We start from the raw sequence: 12,124 nt of genomic DNA on the forward strand, positions 1-12,124 counted from the left end.
TGTCGGTGGGGTTTGGTAAGAATGCAAGCGTGAGCAGCGAGAACGGGCAGCGGGACGGTGGGGCCGACGGGGCGCCGCCGGAGCAGCTCGCGCTCATCCGGGAGAGCGTGCGCGGCGCCAAGGTGCCGCGGGCCAAGCCGCGGACCTGGCGCGGGGCCGCCCTGGCCAAGGAACTGCCCGTCGCGCGGGTGCTGGTCGACAAGGGCGCACTCCACCTCGACCGGTACTTCGACTACGCCGTGCCCGAGGAACTGGACGAGCAGGCACAGCCCGGGGTGCGGGTGCGGGTGCGGTTCGGGGCGGGCCGGCACCGGGTGCGGGAGGGGCGCCGGGAGGGCGGCGGGCTCATCGACGGGTTCCTCATCGAACGACGGGCCGAGTCCGACTACTCCGGGCCGCTGGCCGCGCTGGCCCAGGTGGTCTCCCCCGAGCCGGTGCTGAGCGAGGAGTCGCTGGGGCTCGCGCGCGCCGTCGCCGACCGGTACGCGGGCAGCCTCGCCGATGTGCTCCAGTTGGCCGTGCCGCCGCGCAACGCGCGGGCCGAGGGGCGGCCGTCGCCCGCGCCGCTGCCACCGCCGGCGCCGCCCGAGGCCGGCCCATGGGCCCGGTACGAGCGGGGGGCGGCGTTCATCGGGGCGCTGGCCTCGGGGGGCACGCCGCGGGCCGTGTGGAACGCGCTGCCGGGCCCGCGGTGGAGCGAGGAACTGGCCCTCGCCGTCGCCGCCACGCTCGCCTCGGGGCGCGGCGCCCTCGTCGTCGTACCCGACGGGCGTGCCGCGGCCCGGGTGGACGCCGCGCTCACCGCGCAGCTCGGCCAGGGACGGCATGCGCTGCTCACCGCGGACGCCGGGCCCGAGAAGCGGTACGGGCAGTGGCTCGCCGTGCGCCGGGGGGCGGTACGGGCCGTCGTCGGGACGCGGGCCGCCATGTTCGCACCGGTGCTGAACCTCGGGCTCCTCGCCATCTGGGACGACGGGGACGACAGCCACAGCGAGCCGCACGCCCCGCAGCCGCATGCCCGGGATGTGCTCCTGCTGCGCGCCGCCCTGGACAAGTGCGCTTTCCTGCTCGGGAGTTGGAGCTGCACCGTGGAGGCGGCGCAACTGGTGGAGAGCGGCTGGGCGCGGCCCCTGGTCGCCGGCCGGGAGCAGGTGCGGCGGGCCGCAGCGCTGGTGCGGACCGTGGGCGACGGTGATCTGGCGCGGGACGAGGCCGCCCGTGCGGCCCGGCTGCCGACGCTCGCCTGGCAGGCGGTCCGGGACGGACTGCGGCACGGCCCGGTGCTGGTGCAGGTGCCCCGGCGCGGATACGTGCCGCGACTGGCCTGCGCGACATGCCGGGCGCCCGCTCGGTGCCGGCACTGCTCGGGGCCGCTGGAGGCGCGGGACGCGGGGGCGTTGTGGTGTGGCTGGTGCGGTCGTGAGGAGGCCGCCTGGCACTGCCCGGAGTGCGGCTCGTTCCGGCTGCGCGCGCAGGTCGTGGGGGCGCGACGGACCGCCGAGGAACTGGGGCGGGCCTTCCCGGCGGTGCCGGTGCGCACCTCGGGGCGCGAGCAGGTGCTGGACACGGTGCCGGGGACGCCCGCGCTGGTCGTGAGCACACCGGGGGCCGAGCCGGTCGCCGAGGGCGGTTATGCGGCGGCGCTGCTCCTCGACGGCTGGGCCATGCTCGGCCGTCCGGACCTGCGTGCCGGGGAGGACGCGTTGCGGCGCTGGCTCGGGGCCGCGGCGCTGGTGCGGGCGCAGGGGGAAGGGGGCACGGTGGTGGTGGTCGCCGAGCCGACTTTGCGGCCGGTACAGGCCCTGGTGCGGTGGGATCCGGTCGGGCACGCGGTGCGGGAGCTGGCCGAGCGGGCCGAGCTGGGGTTCCCGCCGGTCTCCCGGATGGCGGCCGTGTCGGGCTCGGCCGAGGCCGTGGCCGGATTCCTGACGACGGTCGAACTCCCTTCGGATGCCGAGGTGTTGGGGCCCGTGCCGTTGCCGGTCGTGGCGGCCGGGCGGCCTCGGCGTGCCGGGGGGCCGCCGCCCGGGGAGCGGTGGGAACGGGCGCTGGTCCGGGTACCGCCCGGCAGTGGGTCCGCACTGGCGGTGGCACTGAAGACGGCCCAGGTGGCACGGATGGTACGGGGCGGCGGCGAGCCGGTGCGGATCCGGATCGATCCCCCGGACATCGGCTGACCCAGCCTCAGCGGACCGGGCTGAGCAGGCAGGCGGGGGATGTTTGGGGGAGGCGGGGGCCTCTGGACCATCGTGTGTGATTCGGCCGGGGAACGGCTTCAGTCGCGAGGGTTTTTGGGGAGGGGGCTGGCTGGGCCGTGGCGGGGTGAGCCGGGGCGGGGCAGCTTGGGCCGCGGGGGTGTTTGGGGGAGGCGGGGGCCTCTGGACCATCGTGTGTGATTTGGCCGCGGAACGGCTTCAGTCGCGTGGGTGTTTGGGGAGGGGGTCGGCTGGGCCGTGGCGGGGTGAGCCGGGGGCGGGGCAGCTTGGGCCGCGTGGGTGTTTGGGGGAGGTGGGGGCCTCTGGACCATCGTGTGTGATTCGGCCGGGGAACGGCTTCAGTCGTGGGGCGGATTGTCAGGGGTGGTTCGGCGGCGGGTGGTCCGACGAGGGAGGGGCAGGGGGAGGGCGGCGGTCCGGCGGGGAGGGGAGGCGGGCCGGGTGGTTGGCGGTGGGCGCTTGGAGCGGGGGCGGATCCGTGCCGGGGCGGGGTGTGCTGGTGCCGGGGCCGGCGGATCGTCGATTGCCGCGCGCCGTCGCGTATGAGGCCGCTGGAAGGTCAGTCGCCCTCCCGGGGCCTGGGCCGGGAGGGCAGGTGACTGCGGGTCAGCCGTTGCGGGGGCCGGGGAAGGCCGTGGGGCGGACCTCTTCGCGGAGCGTGGGGCTGCCCGCGGTCGGCTGGGTCGGCATCGAACGAGCCGCGGGGACCGTCGGCACCGCGGGCAGGCCGGTGTTCACGTTCACCGTGCGGCTGCCCGTCGGCTCCGGCGCGTGCTCGGCATCCGCCGTCGCCCGGGCCGCGGCGCGACGGGCGCCGTAACGGCGGTGCACCGCCTGCTTGGTGACGCCGAGGGCCGAGCCCACCGCGTCCCACGAGAAGCCCAGCGAGCGGTCGAAGTCCACGGCGGCCGTGACCAGGGTTTCCACACTGTCCCGGAGTTCCTGGGCGAGACGGACGGTCGGGGCGGGGGCACGTCCGTAGACGACGAAGCCCGTGGAGGGGCCGGAGCGGCGTGGGCGGTAGACGTTGCCCAACTGAGCGGTGAGCGTACGCAGTGCGTCCACCTGCCGGCGGACCCGCTCGATGTCCCGCACCAACAAGTGCAGGCTGGCCCGGGCCTGGGCGTCGTGGGTTGCGTGGTCGGCCATGAACAAGCCTCTCGAACCGGCGTTGAAAGGAATCGGGCCGCGCTGGCGGCCCGTTGTGGTCAACTCTTTCTTGACCAACGCGTCTGCCCGCGGCTGGTCACGGTGTGGGGGCGCGTGGGCATATGCGTACGCCGTCGGCCCGCTCATGCACCCCCTGGCCGTGGCAGTTACGCGGAAGCCGGGCCTTCACCCACGGTCGCCCGGCCCCGGGCGGCCCCGTCGGCATAGACTGGTGCGCTGCCCGTCCACCCCCGCCCGAGAGGCCCCCACCCGCCCATGAAGCTCGTCTTCGCCGGTACCCCCGAGGTCGCCGTTCCCGCCCTGGACGCACTCATCGCCGCCGGGCGGCACGAGGTGGCCGCCGTCGTCACGCGGCCCGACGCGCCGGCCGGGCGGGGGCGCCGGCTGGTCGCGTCCCCCGTGGCCGAGCGGGCGGAGGAGGCCGGCATCGAGGTGCTGAAGCCGGCGAAGCCACGCGACCCCGAATTCCTCGAACGGCTCCGGGAGATCGCCCCCGACTGCTGCCCCGTCGTCGCCTATGGGGCGCTGCTGCCGCGCGTGGCCCTGGACATCCCCGCCCACGGCTGGGTCAATCTGCACTTCTCGCTGCTGCCCGCATGGCGCGGCGCCGCACCCGTGCAGCACGCCCTCATGGCGGGCGACGAGATCACCGGCGCCTCGACCTTTCTGATCGAGGAGGGGCTGGACTCGGGCCCCGTCTACGGGACGGTCACGGAGGAGATCCGGCCCACCGACACCAGCGGCGATCTGCTCACCCGGCTCGCCTTCGCCGGTGCCGGGCTGCTCGCCGCGACCATGGACGGCATCGAGGACGGCACGCTGAAGGCCGTACCGCAGCCGGCGGACGGCATCACCGTCGCACCGAAGATCACCGTCGAGGACGCCCGGGTCGACTGGCGCGCCCCGGCGCTGCGCGTCGACCGGGTGGTGCGCGGCTGCACCCCGGCGCCGGGCGCCTGGACCACCTTCCGCGGCGAGCGGCTCAAGCTCATCCACGTCACCCCCGCGCCGGAGCGCACGGACCTCGCCCCGGGGCAGCCGGCGGTCGGCAAGAACAGCGTGCACGTGGGCACCGGTTCGTACGCCGTCGAGCTGCTGTGGGTGCAGGCCCAGGGCAAGAAGCCGATGAGGGCGGCGGACTGGGCGCGCGGCGTGCGGATCGGCGACGGCGAGACGCTGGACGGCTGACGCCCCGCCCGGTCCCGGCGGCCGCCACGCGACGTACGCTGGGCAGGCGCACCCCATTCCACCACCGGAGCACCTTTTTCGTGAGCGAGCAGTCCCGCCGGCCCCGTCGGCCCGGCAAGCCCTACCGCCGTCCCCACAAGGACCCCGTCCGCATCCTCGCCTTCGACGCCCTGCGGGCCGTGGACGAGCGGGACGCGTACGCCAACCTCGTACTGCCGCCGCTGCTGCGCAAGGCACGGGAGAAGGGCGACTTCGACGTCCGGGACGCCGCCCTCGCCACCGAGCTGGTGTACGGGACGCTGCGCCGGCAGGGCACCTACGACGCGATCATCGCGGCCTGTGTCGACCGGCCGCTGCGCGAGGTCGACCCGCCGGTCCTCGACGTGCTCAGCCTCGGCGCGCACCAGCTGCTCGGCACGCGGATCCCGACGCACGCCGCCGTGTCCGCCTCTGTCGAGCTGGCCCGGGTCGTCCTCGGTGACGGGCGGGCCAAGTTCGTCAACGCGGTGCTGCGGAAGATCGCGCAGGACGACCTCGACGGCTGGCTGGCCAAGGTGGCACCGTCCTACGACGAGGACCCCGAGGACCATCTCGCGGTCGTGCACTCGCACCCCCGCTGGATCGTCTCCGCGCTGTGGGACTCGCTCGGCGGCGGGCGCGCCGGGATCGAGGAGCTGCTGGAGGCCGACAACGAACGTCCCGAGGTGACCCTCGTCGCCCGGCCGGGCCGGGCCGACCCGCAGGAACTGCTCCGCGAGGACGCCGCCGTGCCGGGACGCTGGTCGCCGTACGCCGTGCGGCTCACCGAGGGCGGGGAGCCCGGCGCCGTCGAAGCGGTACGGGAGGGCCGGGCCGGTGTGCAGGACGAGGGCAGCCAGCTGGTCGCGCTCGCCCTGGCCGGCGCGCCCCTGGACGGGCCGGACGAGAAGTGGCTCGACGGATGCGCGGGGCCCGGCGGCAAGGCCGCGCTGCTCGGGGCGCTGGCGGCCGAGCGCGGGGCCGTCCTGGTAGCCGCCGAGAAGCAGCCGCACCGCGCCGGTCTGGTGGCCAGGGCGCTGCACGGCAATCCGGGGCCGTACCAGGTCGTCGTCGCCGACGGGACCCGGCCGCCGTGGCGGGCGGGCGGCTTCGACCGGGTGCTGGTGGACGTACCGTGCACCGGTCTCGGCGCTCTGCGCAGGCGTCCCGAGGCCCGCTGGCGGCGGCGCCCGGAGGACCTGGACGGCTTCGCGCCGCTGCAGCGGGCCCTGCTGCGCAGCGCGCTGGACTCGGTGCGGGTCGGCGGCGTCGTCGGCTACGCCACCTGCTCGCCGCACCTCGCCGAGACCCGTGCGGTCGTCGCGGACGTGCTCAAGCAGCGCCCGGACACCGAACTCATCGACGCCCGCCCGCTGTTGCCGACGATGCCCGCGCTCGGCGAGGGCCCCGACATCCAGCTGTGGCCACACCTGCACGGCACCGACGCCATGTACCTGGCCCTGATCCGCCGAACAGCCTGACCCGCCTCCGGCCTTCTTCGACCGGGCGGGCCCACATTTTTCCGTCCTCGGGCCGGCCGGCCAGCGCCCGGTGCTCGGGGGTGGGATCGGGGGGGTGGGTCTTTGGCCGGGAGCGGTTTGGGTGGGTGGGTTGCTTTGGTCTTCCGGGTTGTGGCCGGTGGGTCGGCAGTGGCTGTCACCTCGGGCCGGGCGGTTTGCGCTTGGGCCGAGGAGGCGGGAACGGGGGAGGGTTCGGCCTTTGGCCGGGGCGGTTGAGGCTGGCGGGGCGGTCGGGTTTTCGGGGCCCGGCTCGGGTCGGCTTGGAGTGCTCTCGTGGCTCTCCGGGGCGGGCCAGGCTCGGGTCGGCTTGGACTGCTCTCGTGGCTCTCCGGCCCGGGGGCTACGGCCGGTGGGTCGAGGCGGGGGACGGCTCGGGGCGGCTGGGGCTGGGGTGCCGGTGGTGGGGCGGGGGCGAGAGGGGCCGGGCTCTGGGGGCGGTGGACGTAGGTGTCTGTTGGCTCCCGGCGGGGACGTGGTGGGGCGGACGTGGCAGGCTTGGGGCATGGCCGTGCAGATCAACCCCAGCATCCTGTCCGCCGACTTCGCCCGTCTCGCGGACGAGGCGAAGGCGGTCGAGGGCGCCGACTGGCTCCACGTCGACGTCATGGACAACCACTTCGTGCCGAACCTGACGCTCGGCGTGCCGGTCGTGGAGTCCCTGGCCCGGGCCACGGACACACCGCTCGACTGCCATCTGATGATCGAGGACGCCGATCGCTGGGCCCCCCAGTACGTCGAGGCGGGCGCCTCCTCGGTCACCTTCCATGTCGAGGCGGCCGCCGCGCCCGTGCGGCTCGCCCGCGAGATCCGCGCCAAGGGCGCCCGCGCCTCCATGGCGCTGAAGCCCGCGACGCCCATCGAGCCGTACGAGGACCTGCTCCCCGAACTCGACATGCTGTTGATCATGACGGTCGAGCCCGGCTTCGGCGGCCAGGCGTTCCTCGACATCATGCTTCCGAAGATCCGCCGCACCCGTGAGCTGATCGACAAGCACGGCCTCGAACTGTGGCTCCAGGTGGACGGTGGCGTCTCGGCGGCCACGATCGAGCGGTGCGCGGAAGCGGGAGCCGATGTCTTCGTGGCCGGCTCGGCCGTCTACGGGGCGCAGGACCCGGCGGCGGCGGTACGCGCACTGCGCGCCCAGGCGCAGTCGGCCACCGCGAAGGCGTCCTGGGCATGCGACCACTGAGCCACAGGTACGTGAACGGCGGCCATCAGGGCTGATCAACCGCGCCGGATCTGCAAGGATGAACGGCGAATCCAGAGTGTGAACAGCAGTGAGGAGAGCGCCGTGTCGGGTATGTCGGCGGGCCGCATGCGGATGGGACCCGCTGAGCTGGTGCAGGCGGCGGCCATGGCCCGCCGCTTCTACCTTGAGGGCAAGTCCAAGATCCAGATCGCGGAGGAGTTCGGCGTCAGCCGCTTCAAGGTGGCCCGGGTCCTGGAGACGGCCCTGGAACGGGATCTCGTGCGCATCGAGATCCGTGTGCCGGCCGAACTGGACGCCGATCGCTCCGACGCGCTCCGCGCCCGCTACGGCCTCAGACACGCCGTCGTGGTCGAGTCCCCGGCCGACGCGGAGGAGACCCCGGATCCGGAGAACCTCGGCGAGGTCGCGGCCGACCTGCTCGGCGAGCTGGTCAACGAGGGAGACGTGCTGGGCCTGGCCTGGGGCCGGTCCACCATCCACATGGCCGCCGCCCTCGACCGGCTGCCGCCGTGCACGGTGGTCCAGCTGACGGGTGTGTACGACGCCGGGACCGCCGAGCGCGGTTCGGTCGAGGCCGTCCGCCGCGCCGCCCAGGTGTCCGGCGGCGACGCGCACCCCATCTACGCGCCGATGCTGCTGCCGGACGCGGCCACCGCGGTGGCGCTGCGCAACCAGACGGGGATCGCCCGGGCCTTCGAGTACTTCGACAAGGTCACGGTCGCCTGTGTCTCGATCGGCTCCTGGGAGCCGGGCATCTCGACGGTGCACGACATGCTCAGCGACGAGGAGCGCGGCCACTACGCCTCGCTCGGGGTCGCCGCCGAGATGTCCGCGCATCTCTTCGACGCGGAGGGCCGCCGGGTCGGCCGGGACCTGGGGGAGCGGTGCATCACGGTCAAGGCCGACCAGCTGCGCCGGGTGCCCGAGGTCGTCGCGATCGCGGGCGGGCAGCGCAAGGCGGCGGCGATCGACGCGGTGCTGCGCTCCGGCCTCGTCACCAGCCTGGTGACGGACACCTCGGCCGCGGACTATCTGATGACCGCGGGCCCCACGCCGCGACCCGCCCTGAACCGGGCGGACCCCGACGGGCCCTGACCGGCCGCGGCAGCGGACCGATGCGGGGACGGCCGTGACAGCATCGACGCATGCTGTCGCGGTGCGTCCCCCGTGCGCTTTCGGCGCTCCTGCTCTGTCTCGCCGTCCTGGTCGCGGGCTGCTCGTCGGCCCGGACCGGTGCCGCGGACGCCTCCGCGCCGCCCTGGGCGGCCGGCCTGCCCACCGTCGCGGAGTCCCGGCTGCCGGCGGAGGCCCGGCAGACGCTGGCCCTCATCGACCGCGGCGGCCCCTTCCCTTACGCCAGGGACGGCGTCGTCTTCGGCAACTTCGAGGGACTGCTGCCCCGGCACCCGCGCGGCTACTACCACGAATACACCGTGCGGACCCCGGGATCGCGCGACCGTGGCGCCCGGCGCATTGTCACGGGGCAGGGCAAGGAGGTCTACTACACCGATGATCACTACGAGTCGTTCCGGGCGGTGCTGAGATGACGACCCCGTACGTGGTGACGGTCGACCTCGGCGGCATCGTCGACAAGGCCGGGCTGATGGACCGGTCGGCGCACGCGCTGGGCCTGCCCGACTGGTTCGGCCGCAACTGGGACGCCCTCGCCGACAGCCTCGCCGATCCGTCCGTGTGGCCGGCGGCGACGGCCGGCCGCGCGCTGCTCGTCGTCGTCACCGGCTGGCGGGCATACGCCCGTGAGCGGCCCGAGGAGTGGTCCGTCGCACGGGAGGTGTTCACCGAGGCGTCCGGGCGTGAACCGCGGCTGACCGTCGCCCTCGCCCTCGGCTGACCTCACCTTCGCCCTCGGCCGGCCTCACCTTCGCCCTCGGGCGGACGGCGGACCCGTCGCGGTCGCCGCGGTGGCACCCGGCCGGTCTTCGTCGGATCCTCCGAATCCGCCCCTGACCTGCCTGGATGATCCGCCCGGGCCACGCATTCCGGTCGCCATGGGACAATGAAGTACGTGCTCTTCCCCTTGGCAGACCTGTCCGGGGGCCACCTCTGATCGACTGGGATGTGCAGCACGTGCGTTTCCTCAATGACATCCAGCCCGCGTACGACCTGACGTACGACGACGTGTTCATGGTGCCGAGCCGTTCCGCGGTGGGCTCGCGTCAGGGTGTGGACCTCAGCTCCCCGGACGGCACGGGTACCACGATTCCGCTGGTCGTCGCCAATATGACCGCCATCGCGGGCCGCCGCATGGCCGAGACGGTGGCCCGGCGCGGCGGACTGGTGGTGATCCCGCAGGACATACCGATCGACGTCGTCACGGACGTCGTCACCTGGGTGAAGAGCCGCCATCTGGTTCTCGACACGCCGATCGTGCTCGCCCCGCACCAGACCGTCGCCGACGCGCTGGCCCTGCTGCCGAAGCGTGCGCACAACGCCGGTGTCGTCGTCGACGAGGCCGGCCGGCCGGTCGGAGTCGTCACCGACCGGGATCTGTCCGGCGTCGACCGCTTCACCCAGCTCGCCGTGGTCATGTCCCGCGACCTGCTGCTGCTCGACGCGGACATCGACCCGCGCGAGGCCTTCAACACGCTGGACGCGGCCAACCGCCGCTACGCCCCGGCGGTGGACCGGGACGGCAAGCTGGCCGGCATCCTCACCCGCAAGGGCGCGCTGCGCGCCACGCTGTACACCCCGGCCACCGACGCGCACGGCAGGCTGCGCATCGCCGCCGCGGTCGGCATCAACGGCGATGTGGCGGGCAAGGCGCAGCAGCTGCTGGACGCCGGGGTCGACACGCTCGTCATCGACACCGCGCACGGCCACCAGGAGTCGATGATCAGCGCGCTCAAGCTGGTGCGCGACCTCGGTCCGCGGGTCCCGGTCGTGGCGGGCAACATCGTCTCCGCCGAGGGCGTCCGGGATCTGATCGAGGCGGGCGCGGACATCGTCAAGGTGGGCGTGGGACCGGGCGCGATGTGCACGACCCGCATGATGACCGGCGTGGGCCGGCCGCAGTTCTCGGCCGTGCTGGAGTGTGCCGCCGAGGCACGCAAGTACGGCAAGCACGTGTGGGCCGACGGCGGGGTGCGGCACCCGCGGGACGTGGCGATGGCGCTGGCGGCCGGCGCATCCAATGTGATGATCGGTTCCTGGTTCGCGGGCACGTACGAGTCGCCGGGCGACCTTCAGCAGGACGCCGACGGGCGCCTGTACAAGGAGTCGTTCGGTATGGCGTCCGCGCGCGCGGTGCGCAACCGCACCTCGGAGGAGTCGGCCTACGACCGGGCCCGCAAGGGGCTGTTCCAGGAGGGCATCTCCACCTCCCGGATGTTCCTCGACCCGGTCCGTCCGGGCGTCGAGGACCTGATCGACTCGATCATCGCGGGCGTCCGCTCGGCGTGCACCTACGCCGGGGCGGGCTCCCTGGAGGAGTTCGCGGAGAAGGCCGTCGTGGGCATCCAGAGCGCGGCCGGCTACGCCGAGGGCGAGCCCCTGCACGCCAGCTGGAACTGACCCCGCTGCCGCCGGTGCCGTCCGCGCCGGGCTCGTGGTGGGCCCGGCCGCGCTCGGCTGGGAAACCGAGGGGTTCAGCGAGCTGTACTGCCGGCGCAACACCTCACCGCAGACCGTCCGGTGGGGCCTGGAGCGCTACCGGGAGGTGGTGGCCGCGTCCACCGTCACCGGGGACGCGGACGCCGTCGTCCAGGTCTTCGCCGCCGACATGCGCCGATGGCGTCCGCCGAGCACCGGCCCCCGCCCCGGGGCGGCGTCGCCCCGGACCCCGGGCCTTCGGCGAGCGGCCGTGGACCGGACGCGGTGCGGTCGGCGCAGCCGACCGGGCGGGCCCACCGCCGGCACGGCACGACGCCGAAGGAGAAGGATCTCTTCCGGTGTGGTGCCGAGTCGGTGTGCGGCGGTGCGGGCTCGGGGCTTGAGGGCCCCTTCAGCCGGCTCGGTCGGCGGTCTTGCGGGCCAGGGCGTTGTTCCCGATCGAATTGCGCACGCTGAAGCTGACGGCGTCCGAGCGGTAGCGGTCGTCCGACCACTCCACCGGGCGGCCCTCGCGGGTCGTCGTCACCCGGCGGACCCGCAGCAGCGGGCTCGTCCGGCGCACGCCTAGCAGCTCCGCGTCCTGGGCGCCCGCCGCGACCGCGTCGATGACGTGCTCGCCGTAGGCGAAGACCAGGCCCGTGTCCTCGAACAGCCGCTGGGTGACGGAGGGGCAGTCCGGCTCGATCGCCTCGACCGCCGGCGCGATCCAGTCCGCGTACACGGTCCGTTCCAGCAGGACCGGTTCGCCGTCCAGACCGCGCACCCTCAGCACATGCAACACCGGCGTCCCGGCCCGCAGTTGGAGGCGCACGGCATCCTCCTCGGTGGCCGCGCGGCGCTCCTGCGCCACCACGTGCCCCCGCGCCTCGCGGCCCATCGCCCGCGCCCACTGGGCGAAGCTGCGCAACTCCGCGAAGCTCTGGCTGCGGCGGCTGGCCAGGACCACCCGCCGGGCGCCCTGGCGTGAGCCGATCAGCCCCTCGGCGGTGAGGGCCGCGATGGCCTGGCGCACCGTGCCGCGCGAGACGCCGTACCGCGCCATGAGTGCGGTCTCCGCGGGCAGCCGGCTGCCGACTGTGTACTCCTCGCGGTCGATCGCCCGTCGCAGCTCGTCGGCGATCTCCTCGTGTCGCGCGGCCATGTATCCCCTCTGCGTAGGTCGCTGTGCACAGCGTGAGCAGCCTAATCGACGCTCCCCTGTGCTGCGGTCCGGCCGGGATTGTGCAGGGAAT

General features: G+C 74.3%; 10 protein-coding genes and 1 pseudogene. 9 read left to right on the forward strand and 2 right to left on the reverse strand.

What is annotated here, in order from left to right; translation table 11 throughout:
* Positions 1-29 precede the first annotated feature (29 nt).
* Positions 30-2,177 (forward strand): primosomal protein N', encoded by a 2,148-nt coding sequence (locus tag ABT245_RS12565; protein ID WP_351732330.1) that lies wholly within the window; start codon positions 30-32, stop codon positions 2,175-2,177.
* A 645-nt stretch (positions 2,178-2,822) separates the two neighbouring features.
* Here ABT245_RS12565 and ABT245_RS12570 read toward each other — a convergent pair.
* Positions 2,823-3,365: a hypothetical protein gene (locus ABT245_RS12570; protein WP_351732332.1), complete on the reverse strand. Its 543-nt coding sequence runs from the start codon at positions 3,363-3,365 to the stop codon at positions 2,823-2,825.
* A 276-nt stretch (positions 3,366-3,641) separates the two neighbouring features.
* On the opposite strand from ABT245_RS12570, the gene fmt reads away from it, so the two are divergent.
* The 8 genes and pseudogenes from fmt to ABT245_RS12610 all read left to right on the forward strand — a co-directional run.
* Positions 3,642-4,574, forward strand: coding sequence for a methionyl-tRNA formyltransferase (fmt, locus tag ABT245_RS12575; RefSeq protein ID WP_351732334.1), 933 nt, complete (start codon positions 3,642-3,644; stop codon positions 4,572-4,574).
* Between the two features lie 80 nt (positions 4,575-4,654).
* Complete coding sequence (locus ABT245_RS12580; RefSeq protein ID WP_351732336.1) at positions 4,655-6,073, forward strand: RsmB/NOP family class I SAM-dependent RNA methyltransferase; 1,419 nt, start codon at positions 4,655-4,657, stop codon at positions 6,071-6,073.
* Between the two features lie 541 nt (positions 6,074-6,614).
* Positions 6,615-7,301: a ribulose-phosphate 3-epimerase gene (rpe, locus tag ABT245_RS12585; protein ID WP_351732338.1), complete on the forward strand. Its 687-nt coding sequence runs from the start codon at positions 6,615-6,617 to the stop codon at positions 7,299-7,301.
* Positions 7,302-7,379: 78 nt separating this feature from the next.
* The gene (locus ABT245_RS12590) at positions 7,380-8,417 is read left to right on the forward strand and encodes a sugar-binding transcriptional regulator (protein WP_351732340.1); all 1,038 of its coding nucleotides are present in this window, start codon (positions 7,380-7,382) and stop codon (positions 8,415-8,417) included.
* A gap of 50 nt (positions 8,418-8,467) precedes the next feature.
* Positions 8,468-8,869, forward strand: coding sequence for a guanyl-specific ribonuclease (locus ABT245_RS12595; protein ID WP_351732342.1), 402 nt, complete (start codon positions 8,468-8,470; stop codon positions 8,867-8,869).
* Entirely contained in the window at positions 8,866-9,174 is a 309-nt protein-coding gene (locus tag ABT245_RS12600; protein WP_351732345.1) for a barstar family protein, read from the forward strand. Before ABT245_RS12595 ends, ABT245_RS12600 begins: the two co-directional genes overlap by 4 nt.
* A gap of 236 nt (positions 9,175-9,410) precedes the next feature.
* Positions 9,411-10,853: a GuaB1 family IMP dehydrogenase-related protein gene (locus ABT245_RS12605; RefSeq protein WP_351732347.1), complete on the forward strand. Its 1,443-nt coding sequence runs from the start codon at positions 9,411-9,413 to the stop codon at positions 10,851-10,853.
* A gap of 34 nt (positions 10,854-10,887) precedes the next feature.
* Positions 10,888-11,073 (forward strand): annotated as a pseudogene (locus tag ABT245_RS12610) (Lrp/AsnC ligand binding domain-containing protein); the annotation flags it as partial.
* A gap of 210 nt (positions 11,074-11,283) precedes the next feature.
* Here the strand turns inward: ABT245_RS12610 and ABT245_RS12615 are convergent.
* Positions 11,284-12,033 carry a GntR family transcriptional regulator gene (locus tag ABT245_RS12615; protein WP_351732349.1) on the reverse strand — a complete coding sequence of 250 codons (750 nt, stop codon included), beginning with the start codon at positions 12,031-12,033 and terminating at the stop codon, positions 11,284-11,286.
* Positions 12,034-12,124 lie beyond the last annotated feature (91 nt).

Origin of the sequence: Streptomyces sp. NPDC001508, assembly GCF_040298665.1 — a bacterium.
Classification (GTDB): Bacteria; Actinomycetota; Actinomycetes; order Streptomycetales; family Streptomycetaceae; genus Streptomyces.

What these genes read in the sequence shown, in the direction of transcription:
- ABT245_RS12615 (WP_351732349.1), bottom strand. Translation starts at nt 12,033, where the DNA reads ATGGCCGCGCGACACGAGGAGATCGCCGACGAGCTGCGACGGGCGATC.
- fmt (WP_351732334.1), top strand. Translation starts at nt 3,642, where the DNA reads ATGAAGCTCGTCTTCGCCGGTACCCCCGAGGTCGCCGTTCCCGCCCTG.
- ABT245_RS12600 (WP_351732345.1), top strand. Translation starts at nt 8,866, where the DNA reads ATGACGACCCCGTACGTGGTGACGGTCGACCTCGGCGGCATCGTCGAC.
- rpe (WP_351732338.1), top strand. Translation starts at nt 6,615, where the DNA reads ATGGCCGTGCAGATCAACCCCAGCATCCTGTCCGCCGACTTCGCCCGT.
- ABT245_RS12595 (WP_351732342.1), top strand. Translation starts at nt 8,468, where the DNA reads ATGCTGTCGCGGTGCGTCCCCCGTGCGCTTTCGGCGCTCCTGCTCTGT.
- ABT245_RS12570 (WP_351732332.1), bottom strand. Translation starts at nt 3,365, where the DNA reads ATGGCCGACCACGCAACCCACGACGCCCAGGCCCGGGCCAGCCTGCAC.